The organism is Cohnella herbarum, assembly GCF_012849095.1.
Taxonomy (GTDB): domain Bacteria; phylum Bacillota; class Bacilli; order Paenibacillales; family Paenibacillaceae; genus Cohnella; species Cohnella herbarum.
This window is the reverse complement of the sequence record NZ_CP051680.1, coordinates 5,804,935-5,823,208: the sequence shown is the minus strand read 5'-3', so window position 1 is coordinate 5,823,208 and position 18,274 is coordinate 5,804,935. Positions and strand designations below refer to the sequence as shown.

Here is an 18,274-nt window from a genome sequence, read left to right as displayed (position 1 = left end):
CTACGAGAATCGTTTGTCTAGCCGGTTGAACAGCAGATTGATCACTACGGTAGCCGCTAGGCAGACGACAACCAAGAATGAAGCAATGGCGCTTCCGTAACCGTACTTCATGGATAGGAACGACATATTGTACATGTAGCTTGCGAGAACATCGGTTGCATGGGCCGGTCCCCCGCCCGTCATAACCATAATCAGGTCGAAAGATTGAAGCGAACCGATGAACGAAAGCACGACGGAAATTTTGAAAATCGGGACGATCAACGGCAGCGTAATGTAGCGATCCGCCTTGAAACCCGAAGCCCCGTCGATCTTAGCCGCTTCGTAAATATCGGCCGGAATATTCTGAATCCCGGTAAACTGAATCAGAATGTGATATCCGAGATATTGCCACAGCGCAACGAGAATGATGGAGTACAAGGCAATCTTAGGCTCGGTCAGCCAAGAATGCGTCCATGAATCCAAACCGAGCTTGATTAGGATCTGATTGATCATTCCGCCCATGGAAGCCGGGTTGTAGATGGTTTTCCACAATTGCCCGATAACGGCAACCGAAAGAATGACGGGCAGAAAATAGCTGGAAATGAGAAACCCCGTCCTGCGAACGAAACGGCTGATCAGGATCGCCACGAACAAGGCGATCGGCAACTGCACCAGCATCGAGAATCCCGCCAGGAGGAACGTCCGGCGTACCGCCGGCCAGAATAAGGAATCGTCCGTGAACATCTTCTCGAAATTCGCCAATCCGACGAACTTCGAAACGCCGATTCCGTTCCAATCGAGCATTCCGTTATAGACGGAGACGATGATCGGAGCGAACACTAGACTTACATACAGGAGCAAGCACGGCAGCACGAAAGCCGCGATCGTCCAACTGGATACTCTGATTACCTTCAAGGCTCCCGCCCCTTTCAAGCTCTCTCGTCATGATGAGACTCGCCGATTTAAACTTCTTGATAGCCCAAAGGGGGACGCGTCGCGCCCCCTTCGTACCAAATCGCGGATATTATTTTTTGTTCTCTTCGTAGCCTTTTTGGTGCTCTTTGGCTACTTCAGCCGAATCTTTCTTAGCGACGAACAGGTTTTGGATGCTGGACAAGTGAACTTGAGCCGTTCCCGGATTCATCGTGTTATCGAACGCGAGGTCTCCGCCTTTAACTTCTTTGAACAAGCCCAGTACTTCCATCGCCATGTCGGAGTAACCCGCGGCTTTGAAGTCTCCGTCGACTTTCTGCGCTACGCCTACCGCGCCTTTAACGGCGAATGCTTCTTTCGGATAGTTCAGCATGAAGTAATTCAGGAAATCGAGCGTTTCTTCCAGGTGTTTGCTATCTTTGGATACCGCGAACGCGCTGCCCGGCGCGAGCATGAATTCATTCGGATTGCCTTTACCGCCGACCGTCGGGAATTTGAATACGCCGATCTCGCCGTTCTGTCCGACCGTCGAAGTCTCGATACCGCCGGTTGCCCAGCTTCCCATGAAGTACATGGCCGACTTACCGGTTTTGAACAAGTTCTCGCCGGCATTGTAGTCGAAGGAAGTCGCGCCTTCTTGGAATGCTCCTGCTTGAACGAGCGATTGGAACGCATCTACGGCTTCGATGAATGCCGGATCTTCGAACGTTTTCTTGCCGTCTACGACGTCTTGCAGGAAGCCGGGGCCGCCGTTCGTGCGGAGCACGATGTTCATGAACAGGAACGAACCGGTCCAAGAATCTTTCTCGCCGATCGCGATCGGCGTCATGCCTTTGGCTTTCAGCGTTTTAACGGTTTCGACCATTTCTTCGAACGTTGTCGGCACTTTCGCGCCCGCTTCTTCGAACATTTTCTTATTGTAGTAAACAAGCGCGATATTGTTGCCGTCCGGTAGGGCATACAGGTTGCCGTTGAAGGTGTACGGCTCCAGAATGCCATCTTGGAAAGTCTCTTTCAGTCCGTTCTTCTCGACCATTTCGTTGAGCGGAGCGAACAAGTCGGCATCTACGAACGGTTGCATTTGAGCGGCCGGGTTCACGATCGTAATATCCGGAACTTCTCTGGAAGCAGCTTGCGTCTTCAATTTCAGCTTCTGTTGGTCGGTATTCAGGGAATCGAGCTCGATCTTCACGTTCGGGTGCTCGGATTCGTATTGCGCGACGATCTTGCGCAGCATGCCGTATTTCGGATCCGTTTGATCCGGGTAAATGTTCTGGAACGTAATCGTGACGTTTTCTTTGCTGCCGGTGTCTTCGCTTGCGGCCGCGCTGCTTGCAGGCGCGCTGCTCGCCGGAGCACTGCTTGCCGGTGCGCTTGCCTCGTTGCCGTTACCGTTGTTGCTGGATCCGCAGGCGGACAAGCTAACCGCGAGCAATGCCGCCAATGACGTACCGATCATTTTTCTGCTTATCTTTTTCATTTTCGTTACCCCCTTGATTGGTGATAGCCCCATTATCTATGGAAATGAAAACGCAAACAATGAATATTATTAGGAGGTAATGTTTGTTTTTTAAAGGTGGACTCCTTTAGATTTTTGACATCTCGTTGACATTTTCCGAACAATAGGATAACTCTCGGTCTTTATACTAAGAAGAAATGGAGGTGGAAGTTAAGGTGTATTACGAGGAAGATAAAGTGCCTTACGATGAGCCCGACGAGAAGGAGTAAGTACAAGTACCCAAGTCCAGTTTCGCATAGTTCCAAACCCCGAAGCAATTGTCATTATGGCAGTGCTTTTTTATTTTCAGCTCATTTTCTTCTTTGTCGGCGCATTAAGCTATTCGTCTTCTCGACTTTACATAACTAGTCCATTGCCTTTACACGCATTTAACGTTCATATCGGATACTGAAGATATTCTATTCTTGGAGGAATGTAGATTCATGAGAAAATCACTCGTAACGGCTTTATCGGTCTCGCTTGTCGCTTCAACCCTGTTCGCAACGGGAAGCTTCGCGGCTACTAAAACCAAGCAAGTCGACTCCTTCCGTCCGCTTGCCATTTTCTCGGTACCCGGAGGCGGAATCGCGGAAATCATTGCCGCTACTCCCGATGGCAACAGATTGTTCTATACGAGCGCGGGTCTCGGCAGCATCGGGGTCATGGATCTGACCGTTCCGTCCAAGCCCAAGCAGATTAGCTCGATTGAAGTAGGCGGCGAACCTACTAGCGTTACGATTACTCCCGACGGCAAAACGGCTTTGGCCGTCGTCATTACGTCTAAGCGAGAGATTGGTGAAGCAGTCGATATCAAACCGGGCAAGCTGATTGCCATCGATACGAAAACGTTGAAAATCAAAGGCGAACTAGCGATCGGCAATCATCCCGATTCCATCGCGTTGACTACGTTAAAAGGTCAATACGTCGCGGTCATCGCCATCGAGAACGAGCCGATGTATTTGGACGATAAAGGCATTAGAACGGATGAAGAAGCACCGGGCTTCGAAGGTGACATTAGCGGTCCCGGTTACGTTCAGATCGTGAATATCGATAAAACCGATCTTTCTAAATCCAAGATCAAAGATATTAAATTCGATGCTGCGCAATTGAAAGCCAAAGGTCTTCTGTTCCCGGAAGATCCGCAGCCGGAATTCGTCGATATTCGCAACGGGAAAGCCGCCGTTACGCTTCAGGAGAATAACGGAGTCGCGATCATCGATGTGCAATCCTCCAAGATAACTAGCTTATTCTCTTCCGGAAAACCCGTTAAACAAAAGGCCGATCTCACCGAAGACGGCAAAATCTCCTTCACCGGCTCCTATCCGGAAGACGTGAGCAAGGAAGAATACGCAGGCGCTAGAATGTCCGATGCCATCGCGTGGAACGCTGCGGGTACGACGTTGTATACGGCTGACGAAGGCGAATTGGATTATACGGGCGGTCGCGGTTGGAGCGTATGGAGCCCTGCGGGTAAGCTGTTGTGGACGGACAAAGGAGCGCTTGAGCAGAAAGCCTCCGAATACGGCTATTACGCGGATTCCCGTTCGGAAGCCAAGGGAATTGAAGTAGAAGGCGTTGAAACGGCTATATTCGGTAAAAAAGAATTCGCCTTCGTCGGTTCGGAGCGCGGTTCGTTCGTAGCGCTGTACGATATCACGAAGCCGTCGGCTCCGTCATTCATTCAACTGTTGCCGACAGGCACTCGCCCCGAAGGTCTGCTGGCCCTGCCGCAGAAGAACCTGTTCCTGACTTCCGACGAAACGACGGGCACGATTTCGATTTTCGAAGGCGTATCCGGTATCTACCAAGCTCCCGCTAAGAACCCTACGATTTCCGCCAAGCCTGGCGTCTCTTGGGCGGCAATTTCCGGTTTAGCGGCAGATGCGAAGAATAGCAACGTGCTGTACGCCGTTCCGGATATCGCGATGCAGTCTTACATTTATAAGCTTGATCTGAAGGGCGGAGAAGCCAAGCTCTCCCATCATGTAGCCATTAAAGAAAACGGCAAGCTGGCATCGCTAGACATGGAAGGCATCGCCTTGGACACTTCGATCGTCAAAGGCAAACAGCCCGGCTTCTGGGTCGCCAGCGAAGGCAACGCTTTGTTCAAGGATAAGGAATACATGGCTAACCTGCTCGTTCAAGTCGATAGCAAAGGCACCGTGTTGCGTAAAGTCGCTTTGCCTGCGGAGATCGATTCGGCCGAAGGCGGAGTGATTCGCAATAACGGCTTCGAAGGCGTTACGATTTCATCAGACGGCCGCTACCTTCTGGCTCCGATCCAACGCGAGTACGCCAAGGATGCCAGCGTTAACGGAGTAAGTTACGCGCGCATCGCACGATACGATCTGAAGACCGATGCTTGGGAATTTTTCCTCTATCCGCTTGAAAAAACGGACACGAAAGGCGACTGGATCGGCCTATCCGAGATCGTCAACCTTGGCAAAGACAAATATGCCGTCATCGAACGGGATAAACTCATCGGCGGAGCGGCTAAGCTTAAAGCGGTATACACGTTCTCGTTGAATGGCGTTAAACCTTTTGCCGGGCTGACGGAGGAAACTTCGGCGATCGCCGGTTCGGTGATCAAGAAAACCAAAGCGCTTGAGCTTAAATCGACTATCGCCCCATTCGAGAAACTCGAAGGATTAACGGTAACTCCGGACGGAAAAGTATGGGCCGCAGTCGATAATGACGGCGGGGTTCATCTATCGGGTTTATATCAAGTCGCTAACTTGAAAGATATTAGCAAATAAGAATAAACTTCAAGCAATGCCCCGGAACAAGAGCCCTTATTAATGGGGGCTCTTGTTTTATTCTAGGACATTTTTTTAATTCCTACTTAATCTATCGGAAAAAGGATTGACTACTTTCCGAAATCCATGTAGTATACATTTTACTGGCCTAAGTCAGACATCCTAAACGGAATAGAGAGAGGGGTTCTTTATATGAAAAGAAAAAGTTTATTGACAGTGCTACTTACGTTAAGCGTGGTTTTGGCAGCTTGCGGGAATAAAGAGGAAAAACCTGCGAATTCCGCGTCGCCATCCGCTCCCGCCGAGAATACGGAATCTTCGAGCCCGGTTGCCCAAAGCTCGCTCGATGATATTAAAGCCAGCGGCAAACTCAAAATCGGCACCGAAGGCACTTATGCTCCGTTCACGTATCATGACGAAAGCGGAAAATTGACCGGATTCGACGTTGAAATCGCGGAAGAGGTCAGCAAGCGTCTTGGCGTAGAGCCCGAGTTTCTGGAAACGCCTTGGGATGGGATCATTGCCGGTCTGGATGCCAAGCGATTCGACGTCATCTTCAATCAAGTGTCCATAACGGATGAACGGAAAGAAAAATACGATTTCTCCGATCCTTATATCGTTTCCAAAGCGGTGCTGCTCGTTCATGAGGATAATACCGAAATTACGAAGCTAGCCGATCTTAAAGGCAAATCCGCCGCGCAATCGTTAACGAGTAATCTGACGAAAATCGCGGAAGAGAACGGAGCCAAGATCGTTGGCACCGACGGCTTTAACCAAGCGATCGATTTGTTGCTTACCAAACGCGTAGATGCTACTATTAATGACGGCTTGTCTTACCTCGATCTGAAAAAACAAAAGCCGGACGTGAAAATTAAAGTGGTGGACGAGACTTCGGAAGCTTCCCATAGCGCGGCGCTTATCCGCAAAGGTAACGAAGAATTGGTCGCGGCGATTAACGAAGCTCTAGCCGCGATGCAAAGCGATGGAACTTATCTTAAGATTTCCGAGAAATATTTCGGTACGGACGTTTCCAAATAATAAATCACGTAGTTCAAAGGATGTCTGAACGATGAACGAGCGTCAATTAGAGGTTTTTCTCGACTCCTTGTGGCCCCTGCTTAAAGCAGGGGTTCTTTATACCATTCCTCTCACATTAATCACGTTCGCTTTAGGGTTAACGCTTGCTGTCGTGACGGCGCTCGTCCGATTATCCTCATTGAAGATTCTCAAGTGGATAGCAGACTTTTACGTATGGGTCATTCGGGGAACTCCGCTATTGGTACAGCTTTTTATCATTTTTTACGGCTTGCCTAGCGTCGGGATTACGCTAAACGTATATACGTCGGCCGTCATCGGACTCTCGTTAAGCGTGGGTGCATACTGCTCGGAAATCGTGCGAGCGGCGATTATATCCGTGCATAAGGGGCAATGGGAAGCCGCATTTTCGCTCGGAATGTCCCGAATGCAAACTTTACGTCGCGTGATTTTGCCCCAAGCCGCTCGAGTATCCGTTCCTCCGCTAGGTAATGCCTTTATCAGTCTAGTTAAAGACACGTCGCTCGTAGCCATCATCACCTATGTCGAGATGTTCAGAAGAGCTCAGCAGATTTCCGCAACTACCTACGAACCGATGGCTGTCTATTGCGCCGTAGCCGTTATTTATTTAGCCTTCAGTACCGTGCTATCCGTCCTGCAAACTCGCGTGGAAAAGCGTTTCGAACGCTTCTCCGCCCACTAAAGGAGACCGAGCAGATGATCGAAATTCGCGAATTGCATAAATCTTTCGGTTCTCTCGAAGTGTTGAAGGGCGTCGATCTCACGTTGGAGAAAGGCAAAGTCCTAGTCATTATTGGCCCTTCCGGCTCAGGCAAAACAACGCTACTCCGTTGCCTTAATCTATTGGAAGTTCCGGACAAGGGCTCCCTGAGGTTAGGGGATAACGCCTTCGAATTCCACGAACGCGCTAAAATCCCGCAGAAAAACATTATCTCGCTGCGCCAAAGTACGGGAATGGTGTTTCAATCGTTTAATTTGTTCCCGCATATGACCGCTCTCGGCAATGTCATGGAAGGGCAAATTACCGTACAGAAGAAAAGCAAGGACGAGGCTCGTAAACGGGCGGAAGCTCTGCTGGCTAAGGTTGGCCTTGCCGATAAAGCGAATTCTTATCCGCATCAGCTATCCGGAGGACAACAGCAACGGGTCGCCATCGCCCGGGCTATGGCCGTTGATCCGGAAGTATTGCTATTCGATGAGCCTACGTCTGCGCTAGATCCCGAGCTGGTCGGCGAAGTGTTGAAGGTCATGAAACAGCTGGCAACCGAAGGAATGACGATGGCGATCGTCACGCACGAGATGAAGTTCGCGGCGGACGTAGCCGATCGGATTATTCTGATGGACGCGGGACGTATCATCGAGCAGGGACCGCCTCGCGAAGTGCTTAATAACCCTCGGACGGAACGGGCCATTCAATTCTTTAATCACCTGAACGGGCAGAAGGATGCTGAGTAGGGAGATGCCGCACAAGAGGCTGACATAGAAGTGTGGGGAAATAACGCTTTGACATAACGTTAATTCGGTGCTCCAGATGGCTTCGGAGTCAATTAGCGGTATGCCATAACGTTATTTTTTTGGAATCTGTCCAATTTCATAACGGCCTTTGCCGTCCTTGGGAATGATGGGAGAAATGAAACAACCTATTCCTTCTTGCCTTCTCTTTTCACCGGGGTCGCGCGTTGGACCCAGTTATCGCGATTCATTCGTTGCACCGTGTTAATTCTTGCCGGAAGCGATTGCGCGGTCACGCTCGCTCCCTCCTGAGAGTTGCTCGCTCCGATCGTCGTACTTGGATTCGATTCTTTATTTTTACGCGGGGGTAACCCTCGCCCATTGTGCTTTCCTCTGTTCCATACTTTGTCTTTGCTCATGTCACAACTCCGTATATTTATTACCTGTCCGTTAATCCTTAACTCGGTTCCTTCTATTTTAACACAAATCGTTGGAATATCATTCGTTTGCAAGCATAAACGGCCTTCGCCGTCCTTGGGGATGGCGGAAAACCGTCAACGAATCTCATGCATCCCTCCCTCGCGGCGTCTCCCGATCGTCTTAGGTTTCGAGCGGTTCAACAGCCACTGCGCGAAAAACAAGTTAGGCACCCAGCAAAGCCAAGCGATTACGCGGTAAAAGTCATTGAAGGCTTCGAACCCGAACAAAGCTATAGAAATCGGGATATAGATTCTAAGCATAACCGCCGCGAAAGTAAGCGCATAGTTCCTCGTCATCCATTTTTGGTGCTCTAAGCGGTCTTTCCTCGCGGCAATCGCCCTGATCCCTTGAAACAGCGTATATAACCATAACAGCGAAAGCAGAAGAAATCCGGCGCTCGACACCCACCCGCCCGTTGCGTAGAAGGATAAGTAAGCTCCCGAAATGCCTCCCAACAATACGCTATAGCTATAGATTCTGCCGATCGTCCGGTGAACGCGTATGGATTTGGCTCTGATCTGGCCTATGAATTGCGTCCACCCCGTGCAGATTGCCGCTATGGAAGTCGCAATGTGAATATAGAGTATGACGTACCACAAGTCATCGAGATTCATCACTCTGAGCTTTTCTAGAACAAGCCCGGACTTGTTTGCTCCCATAACGAAATACTGGAATGCCGAAAACAGGCTCACGGCGATGGCAAGGAAAGCAACGGTTGTCAGCCATTTATTACCCTTAATTGCTCTAATCACGAATAGTCCCCCTTGAGTGACGCGAATGAACACCCTCGCATCTACCCAACATCTTACAAATAAATCCACCTACAGTCCTCCGACGCAAGCAGAGTCTGTCACTGGCCTTAAGGCGGATCGGGAATGGGACGCAAGGCAAATAAGCGAGCAACCCTGAATGAATCGGGCGCCCGCTTATAGAGACTTGATCTAGGTATTTACGGTTTCCAATGTCTCGCTCCATTCCTTGAATAGCGCAAAGTCTTCCCGAACCTGATGAGCGTAGGATAATGCCCTGTTCGTTACATATTCGCAGAAAGCATCGGTATCCTTGCCGATTGCCCGAACAATCTCGTCCTCGCTATGGTAAGACAGCATGTCGCCCTCTACGTCCGCATCCGCGCGAGCGTGCAGCTTGGCCGTAATCTGGCCCATGCATTCCGCCGTCCTCTGCCAATCTTTCGATCCCTCGAGTTTATGAGGCTTCAGCTTCTTCTTGTAGGGGGACCGTTCCCTTGCGTAAAATTGTCGGCCGTCCATCGTCAGATAACCTAGGAATGGGTCGGCTTCATGATGCATCGCCTGCTGAGTCGTGATAACCCGCTTGCCCTGGTGAGCGAACTTCTCCCAGAACGCTTCATTGTAAGGCATGAAGTAAGCCGGTACCGGCGCTCGCACCTCTTTGATTTCGATGATGATGTCATCGAGTCCTTGGTGGCCGGAGTCTCCCTCCATTAGAACATAGAACCTGTCCAAGCCGATGGAAGCCGTGCCGGAACCGTGTTTCACCGCGATATCCTTCACTTGGTAATAAGAGTCCGGTTGACCGGTTCGGGACGACAGGCTGCTCATGTAATCGGCCCAACCGTTCATCACGAGCTCCCGCTCCTCCGCCGTCGGCTTCAAGATTTCCTCCGACCAGCGGAATACCCGGCGCCCGTCTTCCAGCATCGTAATTCCCTCGACTAAATTGCTGGCCGCGAGCTTCTCGGTTTTCTTCAACAGCTTGCGAACCGGGCCTTCGGTAGATTGCTCGTCGAAAACGAGAGAGCGAGGATCCTCCTTGCGTCCGGCAAACTTTCGGATCTGTTTCACATAGGCGGATAAATACGCGGAAACGGTATCGGTCTGATCTTCAAGAGGCAGTTCCTTCTCGGACATGGCCAGGAAGAGACTCACGGACATTCGAAGAACGTCATACAAATACGAGCCCGTACAGCCTTCGTCGAAATCGTTCACGTCGAAGACGATCCTCCCCTTCTCGCTGCGGAACGCTCCGAAGTTCTCGAAATGAAGATCTCCCTGGATCCAAGTCGGCCGACTCGGATCGCTGTGGTATGGGAACCATTCCCGACCTACGTCGAAGTAGAATAAATACGCGCTCCCTCGAAAGAACAAATAGGGGCTTCCCCTCATTTTGCGATATTTCATCGCGCGTTTCTCCTGATCCAAGCCCATGATTCGACCGTCGAATTCGTCCAACACTTGAGAAATCGTCATCCCCCGCAATTTGAGCTGCGTGTGCTTAACCCGTCCCGTTAACTCATTCTCCATCGCCATTCCGTCCACCTCCGGGGTTCTTGACCAACCGATTATTCGAATTGAGCGTCCGGCGTCAGAGTCACAGGGTAATTATTCGTCTTCATCTGACCGGTGCTTTGCAGATATTCATCGACGAGTTGCGTCGCATCAACGGTTGAAGAGAGCAGCCAGTCCGCATATAACGTCCCGAACTTCTTGGAGAACCAATCATCCGTGTATTGTCCGCTGAATACTTGGAAGAGTTCATATATTTCTCCGACCGTATTCGTTCTCTTCTTGCCGGAGTCGTCTACCCATGACACTTTCTTACTCAAGTTAACGGGGCGAATATCTTCCGTCTTCGTCGAAGTCATCCCGTTCTTGTATATAAAATAAATCTTGAGCGACTTTTCGTAGCGATGCCCCTTAAGGACTTTCCACCCGGCCATATTGCCGGTAGCCGCTACCGCGTACAACTTGCCCGAGCCCGCGGTAGAAGGTGAACTCCCGGCTGTTTGTTGGTTGGCTTTCACGATGAATTGTCCCGCTCCAATCGAAACATGCATCTGCTGCTTCGCGGAGTCCCACTTTAATTTGGCGCCTAGAGCTTGACTGAGCAGGTCCGATGAGAATAGCAGTTCCCCGTTATTCTCCGTAGGAGCACCTTTCATCGTAACCTTCTTTCCGTTTACCGTTGCCTTCGCGCTTCCTTTGGTGATCGTAATCGATGTCGTCCCAACGGCAATGTTGTAAGTTTTCGCGGAGGATTTATAGCTAACCGTACCGCCAAGCGCCTGGAAAACCGATTTGACCGGCAAATATGTAATTCCTTTCACTTGCTTCGCGTTCGTCAGCGGATTCTTCATGCCGGAAACGAGCTTCAACGACTGTTTGATTCCGCCGGCTTCAACGGTAACGGTCGCTTCCCCCACGCCCAGAGACTTAAAGCTGCCATCCTCGAGAGGTTGGAGCAAATACGGTTTGTCAATACTCACTCGAACCGCTCCCCAAGGCACCTTGGCCGTCTCCCCGGTATTGTACACAAGACTTACAGTGCCCTTGATTTGTCCGCCGACGGTCGGACTGAGGCTAGAAACCTCGAACGACAGTCTTTCTACCGCAGGAACGTTCAACGGCGAGAACTTCCCGGATTTAAAAGAAACCCACGATCCGTTCGTTTGCTGGGCATAGAAGTCCGGAACGCCTTGTGCCGGCACGATCCGTTTAAGCTGATCGATCCCTTCGATCGGGTTAAGCTTGAATTTGTTAACGTTTAATCCCGTTCCGTTAATCCACGCCGTACCGTCTTTCTTAACGACCAGCAGCGTCGTATCTTCGCTGAACCCGATATCTACGCCGTCCGTAGCTAAGGTCTCCGGTATGGGTTTCATGTCGTCGCCGAAGTGGAAAACGTCGTACAGGATCACTCTTCCGTCCTCATACAATAGAGCTACTTGATCGTCTCCGACTTTAACTTTGCGAATGGCGGCCGCATCCGAGATCTTGGCAACAAGTGCCGGCTCGGCATACGTACTCTCGTATCTCCTAAGATCTCCCGCTTCCGACAACGCGGCGATAACTCCGTCGGCCTCATCGAACGCTCTTGTTCCCTTAAAGCTCGCCAGCTCTTTCTTCGTTCCCCGGTCCATCGTCCATAACGATCCGTCGGTCAGCAACCAAGAATCGCCGCCGACTTGCTTCACGTTGCTACTATCGGCAACAACCTGAGGTTCCTGTCCCCCAGACCATAGAACAAGCTTGCCAGCCTTGTTAATCCCGTAGCCTGCGCTGCTGGTTCCCGTGGCGGCTACAAGATTTAATTGCTTTTGCAGAGGCGCTCCTTTATTGGTTAACCATATCGAGCCATCTTCCAGCACAGGCGTTCCGTCTGCCAGCACGGAAGCAATACCGGGAGGTTTGCCTGTAGCCTCCTCGCCATATACGGCTCCAGTCGCGCCCGTTAAACACAAACATACCGCAAGGAATACAATCAACAATCTATTGCGCGCTCTCGACATCCCTATTCCTCCATGAATTTCCTTTTGAAATAATAGGGATATCATACCATTTATTCCTGACGCGATTCTACAGAATTCGATAGGATAGAATTCGCGGCGGAGACCGAGGCGCGCGACGCCTACTCGTTCAAATCCCCGTATTCCCTTTCGACTTTGCATATTCTTACTTTATAATCCCGATACCACTCCCGTTTGCCTTTTTCTTGAGCAACTCTGTGGTCTTCGTTTCGTTTCCAATTCCTTATCGCCTCTAAGCTCTCCCAATAAGAAACCGTGATACCGTACCCGGAAGAATCCCTGACGCTCTCAACGCTAATAAAACCAGGCTGCTCCGAAGCCATTCGCACCATTTCGTCAGCCATGGCGCCATAGCCGTTATCGCCTTCCGTTCGCCGACTCGAGAAAATAACCGCATAATACGGCGCGTTCGCTTCCCGTTTCATTTCATACAAACCGATCGGCCCCTTTCATTGTAAAACATCTGCTCAACAATGGATTAAGATGAGGAAGGTAGAAGATAGACACCTCTTGGGTTACCATACCCGAAACAAGATAGTATAATCAACAGTGTGAAGGGAGCGTGCCATTTCCATATGAAAACATTAATCTTGGCAGAGAAGCCATCCGTCGCAAGAGAAATCGCGCGAGTGATGGGGAGCCATAATAAGAATAAAAGTTTTATCGAGGGGCCTAAGTATGTCGTGACCTGGGCGCTTGGTCATCTGGTAGGACTAGCCGAACCAGAGGATTACGATGCTAAACTCGGAACATGGGCGTTGGAAGATCTTCCGATCCTCCCGGGCCAGATGAAACTCAAAGTATTGCGGGAAAGCAGTCATCAATTCAAGGCCGTACAAGCCCTCATGCGACGGCCGGATATCGGAGAGCTGATCGTGGCGACCGACGCCGCTCGCGAAGGTGAACTGTTGGCCAGATGGATTATCGATATGGTCAAGTGGAAAAAGCCGTTTCAACGGCTGTGGATTTCTTCGCAGACAGACAAAGCGATCAAGGAAGGCTTCGCTTCCTTGAAACCCGGCAGCCAATTCGATCGCCTGTTCCATTCCGCGCGCTGTCGCGCCGAAGCCGACTGGATGATCGGTCTCAACGTGACTCGCGCCCTTACGTGCAAATTCGGTTCGCCGCTCTCCGCCGGCCGCGTCCAGACGCCGACCTTGGGCATGATTATGCAGCGGGAAAGCGATATTCTGGCTTTCCGCTCGGAAGAATACGGCGTTCTTCGCGTCAATGTAGGAACGTTCGAAGTGATCTGGAGAGGACCGAACGGCGACTCGAGAATATTCGACGCGGCAAAAGCGAAAGAACTGCAAGAGAAGCTTGCCGGACGTACCGGCAAAATCACCAAGCTCAAGAAAAGCGAAAAATCCGTACCTCATCCGCTCGCCTACGATCTGACCGAATTGCAACGGGATGCGAACCGCCTGCTCGGTTTTTCGGCAAAACAAACTTCGAATGTCCTGCAGAAGCTGTATGAGCAACATAAGCTCGTCACCTATCCCCGCACGGACTCCCGTTATCTGACTTCGGATATGACGGATACGCTGAAAGAACGTCTGTCAAACATCGCGATCGGCCCTTATGCACCGCTTGCTAGGCCTCTGCTTCGGGGAACGTTACCGCTTAGCAAAAGAATCGTAGACGACGGCAAGGTGACCGATCATCATGCGATCATTCCGACGGAGCAAGCCGTGCATCTAAACCTGCTTAGCACGGAAGAACGCAGATTATATGATTTGATCGTTAGACGGTTCATTAGCCTATTCTATGCACCGGCACGTTACGATCAAGTGGCCGTAACCGTGAACATAGCGGGAGAAGATCTGTTCGCCAAAGGCACGACGATCAAGGATAGCGGATGGCGCGCCGTCTATGACGGTAAAGTAATGGATGACGATGAGACGGATGAGGACGCGGAGGAAAGCACGGCGGTTTTGCCGGAGCTGCGCGAGGGGGAATCCCTCACCGTGAAGCAGTGCCGAATTCAAAGCGGACGAACGTCGCCGCCGAAAAGATACACCGAAGCGGCTCTCCTGACGCAGATGGAGAAACACGGGCTAGGCACTCCCGCGACGCGCGCGGACATCATCGAGAAGCTAGTAGGCTCCGATACGATTGAACGGCAGAGCAATCTGCTCCATCCGACGGGCAAAGGAAAGCAACTGATCCAGCTAGCGCCCACTGAATTGCGTACACCGGAGTTGACCGCTCGCTGGGAAGCGGAGCTGGAACGGATCGCCCGCGGACAAGGCAAGCCGGAGCCCTTCCTGAACGGCATACGGGAAATGGCGCAAGGTCTCGTATCCGGAGTCAAGAAAAGCGAAGCTTCTTACGTGCCGCACAACGTCTCCGGCAGCCATTGTCCAGAATGCGGCACTCGGATGCTCGAGAAAAAGTCGAAACGCGGAACCATGCTGGTCTGCCCGAGCGAAGACTGCGATTACCGTCGTTCCGACCAGAAACAGCTGTCCGGCCGCCGTTGCCCGCAGTGCCATAAGAAGATGGAGCTGAAGGACGGCAAAGCAGGGAAGTACGTGCAGTGCTTGCCTTGCGGCATTACGGAAATGATGAATAAAGATAGCACGCATATGAACAAGCGCGAGCAGCAACGTCTCGTCAGCCAATATGCCAAGAAACAAGAAGAACCGCTCGGTTCCAACCTTGGGGAATTGCTCAGAGCGGCCATGGAGAAGAAGAAAGATTAAGGTTGCGATAACTTTCGCCGGATTGGTCCAGTTTGATCGGACTATTCCGGCGATTTTGGGGTTTCAGAGCAGCGGGAGTGGTTGGATGGACCATCATGAGGTATCGTGATTTCCAATAACGGCACATCGTGCCGTTATTCTCCAATCATTCGGTAGTCTGGAAGCGTTAGCGGCATGGGGGAGGCTGTCGATTAACTGTTCATAACATCGAAAATCTGCAGGAGACCACAAGATATATGCGAAATATCATACATAATGAGCAGCGCGCACATCGAATCAGTCGATTCAATGCGAAATTTCATACACAAATCGCGATTTGAGCCCTGATTCTGTAATTTTATCCGAAAAATCACTTACATTCTATATGTGTCCTTTAAAGTTAAAAACTGCATATTTAATCGACAGCCTCCGAGGTTCCGTTATTCGATATTACAGCGGTGGATGTCAGTCCTCTACCACAATCTTCGCCAGTCACCCAGCCTTCCAACCCATCCGACCTTCCACTCTCTCGCTCGCCCAGTCACCCAACCTCAGTTTGAACATTAGAACGGGCTGCCCTCGCACCCCTACCAATAAGCCGCTACCCCTTCTCCCGTAAATATTCGGACAACCCCCTCGCTCAAAGCAACCACTCCTCCCCACTTCTTATCCCAATCCCAATTAAAACGTTTCATGCGCAGTCAAAATAGCAATCGAAAAGAAATAAATCCCATTCGAATCTGCTAAAGTTAAGCTGTCTGAAAAAATGTGAATAAATGGGATTAAATTCAGGCTTAGAGAGGGGTAAAAATGAGGAACTTAGGTGCTTCTAATGAGTTTGCGATTGAAGCTGACCGTCTGGTGAAGAAATTCGGAGATCTCCGCGTCGTCGATGGCATATCTCTGAAAGTTCCGCGAGGTTCGATTTATGGATTTCTTGGACCGAACGGTGCCGGCAAAACGACGACTATCCGAATGCTAACGACATTGTTACGTCCCGATGAGGGTTCGGCGAAGGTCATGGGCTATGATTTGGCCAAAGAAGCGAATCAAGTCAGGGAGCGCATAAGCTTAACCGGCCAGTTCGCATCCGTGGACGAGGATTTGTCGGGTATAGAAAATCTGATCCTCATTGCCCGCCTTGTCGGCTTTTCTCGAAAAGGAGCGCTATCCCGCGCGAATGACTTGTTGAGGGCATTCGAACTTGAGGATGCCGCCAAACGCCAAGTGAAAAAATATTCGGGAGGAATGCGAAGACGCATCGATATTGCCGCCAGTATCGTGACGTCTCCGGACTTGCTATTCCTAGACGAACCAACGACCGGACTCGATCCCCGAAGCAGAAATCAGGTATGGGACATCATTCGGGCGCTTGTCGATAACGGAACAACCGTTTTTCTAACGACGCAGTACCTAGAGGAAGCCGATCAGCTAGCGGATCGCATCGGAGTCATCGACCACGGTCGAATGATAGCCGAGGGAACCAGCAAGGAATTGAAAGCATCGGTAGGCGCAGGAAAACTGACGGTTCACATTCAATCCCTGGAAGGTCTGGCCAAAGCATGGCGAATTCTACAGGAAACAACGACTGAGCTTGTCGAGAGGGATGAGAGATTGCTTAAGCTAGTCGTCCATATTGCCAACCATGGCGAAGCCGCCTCCGCCATCGGCAGACTCGTAGCGGAAAATGTGCAAATCTCGGACTTCTCGATGGGACAGCCGAGTTTAGACGAAGTCTTCTTGACGCTGACGGGCAAGACAACCGGTCAATCCGAAACGAATGAGGAGGAAGCCAATGTCGGTCAAGCAGGATAATCAACCCGATTATAAAATATTGATACTGTCGCAGCGACCTAGTAAGCCCGGTCCGTTAAGCGCCTCCTTAACGCTCGGTTGGCGTGCCTTATTGAAGATCAAATACGTTCCGGAACAATTATTCGACGTTACCGTTTTTCCGGTCATCTTCTTATTGATGTTCACTTACTTGTTCGGCGGGGCAATCGCAGGATCCACGGGCGAATATCTGGACTTCGTTCTGCCGGGAATTCTTGTCATGTCGGTTACGATGATTACCATGTATACGGGAATGGATCTGAACAAAGATATCCAGAAAGGGATCTTCGACCGATTTCGAACGTTGCCCTTCTGGCGTCCGGCCGCATTAGTCGGGGCTTTGCTCGTAGATGTCGTACGCTACTCGTTCGCCTCGGCCATCATGATCGCGCTCGGTTATATTCTTGGCTTTAGTCCTGATAACGGATTCGGAGGCTTAGTTGTAGGCGTATTGCTCCTCTTAGTCTTTGCTTTCAGCTTATCTTGGATTTGGACCTTCTTAGGTCTCATAGTACGCACGGAAAAAGCATTAATGGGCATTAGCATGCTGCTGCTGTTCCCGCTTACCTTTCTGAGCAGCGTGCTGGTGGATACGTCGACTATGCCGGGTTGGCTGCAAAAGGTCGTGGATCTTAATCCCATTACTCTTGTCGTGGATGCCGTAAGAGGATTGACCCATGGTACGGTGACGAGCGGGCAGATCTCCGTCGTTCTGATCGTCTCGTTAGGCCTGGTTGTCGTTTTTGCGCCGCTGACTATGTACTTGTACAGGAATAAAAAATAACGCGCGATGACGGAGGGGAAAGTCAGACCGACCACCCCGGGCCGTCCCATCCTGACCACGAATTATTGGAGAGTAGAATCACTTTCACGCTTGAAGAGATGGGCAAAATGCGTCAAGCTGACGGTGGTCAACGACAATTGGACGGAAAACCATCCGATGATCGCGACAAGCGACGGTGCTTGGTGGATGATTCTAAGCAGCATTAAGACGTTAGTCGAGACGGGGAAAACGTTGGACTTGGGTTTCTGAAATTAGCAGTAAGATTGGAAAGTGCGAGTACTTCGAAAAAAAAGACCTGTCGCGCCAAGTTAGAGGCGGAACAGGTCTTTGATTCTAAAGGATATGTTTCTTACATTTCCATCCCGAAAACAGAGCGTTTCTCCTCTTACGTGGTGAGAGATAACGCTATGACATAACGTTAATTCGGATCTCCAGATGGCTTCGGGTCAATTTGCGGTATAGTATAACGTTATTTCTTTGAAATCTGTCCTTTTCCTTCTTCTGATGAGAGCTAACGTTATGGCATAACGT

Annotated in this window: 15 protein-coding genes; 8 read left to right on the top strand and 7 right to left on the bottom strand. The window is 50.6% G+C overall.

Features of this window, described 5'->3' with window-relative positions:
- Together HH215_RS24825 and HH215_RS24820 are read right to left on the bottom strand one after the other, a co-directional pair.
- The gene (locus tag HH215_RS24825; RefSeq protein ID WP_169282333.1) at positions 1 to 894 is read right to left on the bottom strand and encodes a carbohydrate ABC transporter permease; all 894 of its coding nucleotides are present in this window, start codon (positions 892 to 894) and stop codon (positions 1 to 3) included.
- A 109-nt stretch (positions 895 to 1,003) separates the two neighbouring features.
- On the bottom strand, positions 1,004 to 2,392 hold the full coding sequence (locus tag HH215_RS24820; protein WP_169282332.1) for an extracellular solute-binding protein: 1,389 nt from the start codon (positions 2,390 to 2,392) through the stop codon (positions 1,004 to 1,006).
- A gap of 461 nt (positions 2,393 to 2,853) precedes the next feature.
- Between HH215_RS24820 and HH215_RS24815 the strand changes: the two genes are divergently transcribed.
- The 4 genes from HH215_RS24815 to HH215_RS24800 all read left to right on the top strand — a co-directional run bounded on the left by HH215_RS24815 (position 2,854) and on the right by HH215_RS24800 (position 7,677).
- Positions 2,854 to 5,166, top strand: a complete 2,313-nt coding sequence (locus HH215_RS24815) for an esterase-like activity of phytase family protein (protein ID WP_169282331.1) — start codon at positions 2,854 to 2,856, stop codon at positions 5,164 to 5,166.
- Between the two features lie 192 nt (positions 5,167 to 5,358).
- Complete coding sequence (locus HH215_RS24810) at positions 5,359 to 6,204, top strand: amino acid ABC transporter substrate-binding protein (RefSeq protein ID WP_169282330.1); 846 nt, start codon at positions 5,359 to 5,361, stop codon at positions 6,202 to 6,204.
- 31 nt (positions 6,205 to 6,235) lie between these two features.
- On the top strand, positions 6,236 to 6,904 hold the full coding sequence (locus HH215_RS24805) for an amino acid ABC transporter permease (protein WP_169282329.1): 669 nt from the start codon (positions 6,236 to 6,238) through the stop codon (positions 6,902 to 6,904).
- A 14-nt stretch (positions 6,905 to 6,918) separates the two neighbouring features.
- The gene (locus tag HH215_RS24800) at positions 6,919 to 7,677 is read left to right on the top strand and encodes an amino acid ABC transporter ATP-binding protein (RefSeq protein WP_169282328.1); all 759 of its coding nucleotides are present in this window, start codon (positions 6,919 to 6,921) and stop codon (positions 7,675 to 7,677) included.
- A gap of 185 nt (positions 7,678 to 7,862) precedes the next feature.
- Here HH215_RS24800 and HH215_RS24795 read toward each other — a convergent pair whose 3' ends face one another.
- From HH215_RS24795 to HH215_RS24775, 5 genes are all read right to left on the bottom strand, one after another.
- Positions 7,863 to 8,093, bottom strand: coding sequence for a hypothetical protein (locus HH215_RS24795; RefSeq protein ID WP_169282327.1), 231 nt, complete (start codon positions 8,091 to 8,093; stop codon positions 7,863 to 7,865).
- A 135-nt stretch (positions 8,094 to 8,228) separates the two neighbouring features.
- Entirely contained in the window at positions 8,229 to 8,906 is a 678-nt protein-coding gene (locus tag HH215_RS24790; protein ID WP_169282326.1) for a DUF2306 domain-containing protein, read from the bottom strand.
- 189 nt (positions 8,907 to 9,095) lie between these two features.
- Positions 9,096 to 10,445, bottom strand: a complete 1,350-nt coding sequence (locus tag HH215_RS24785) for a DUF2252 domain-containing protein (RefSeq protein WP_310735502.1) — start codon at positions 10,443 to 10,445, stop codon at positions 9,096 to 9,098.
- 32 nt (positions 10,446 to 10,477) lie between these two features.
- Positions 10,478 to 12,424, bottom strand: a complete 1,947-nt coding sequence (locus HH215_RS24780) for a copper amine oxidase N-terminal domain-containing protein (RefSeq protein ID WP_169282325.1) — start codon at positions 12,422 to 12,424, stop codon at positions 10,478 to 10,480.
- Positions 12,425 to 12,543: 119 nt separating this feature from the next.
- The gene (locus HH215_RS24775; RefSeq protein WP_169284563.1) at positions 12,544 to 12,867 is read right to left on the bottom strand and encodes an antibiotic biosynthesis monooxygenase family protein; all 324 of its coding nucleotides are present in this window, start codon (positions 12,865 to 12,867) and stop codon (positions 12,544 to 12,546) included.
- 150 nt (positions 12,868 to 13,017) lie between these two features.
- Here HH215_RS24775 and HH215_RS24770 point away from each other — a divergent pair, with 150 nt between their 5' ends.
- From HH215_RS24770 to HH215_RS24755, 4 genes are all read left to right on the top strand, one after another.
- Positions 13,018 to 15,147: a DNA topoisomerase III gene (locus tag HH215_RS24770; protein ID WP_169282324.1), complete on the top strand. Its 2,130-nt coding sequence runs from the start codon at positions 13,018 to 13,020 to the stop codon at positions 15,145 to 15,147.
- 789 nt (positions 15,148 to 15,936) lie between these two features.
- A complete protein-coding gene (locus HH215_RS24765; RefSeq protein WP_169282323.1) occupies positions 15,937 to 16,941 on the top strand; it encodes an ATP-binding cassette domain-containing protein in 1,005 nt (334 codons plus the stop codon).
- Positions 16,922 to 17,743, top strand: coding sequence for an ABC transporter permease (locus HH215_RS24760; RefSeq protein WP_169282322.1), 822 nt, complete (start codon positions 16,922 to 16,924; stop codon positions 17,741 to 17,743). Before HH215_RS24765 ends, HH215_RS24760 begins: the two co-directional genes overlap by 20 nt.
- Positions 17,744 to 17,833: 90 nt before the next feature.
- Positions 17,834 to 17,992 (top strand): SRPBCC family protein, encoded by a 159-nt coding sequence (locus HH215_RS24755; protein WP_169282321.1) that lies wholly within the window; start codon positions 17,834 to 17,836, stop codon positions 17,990 to 17,992.
- Positions 17,993 to 18,274: the final 282 nt, after the last annotated feature.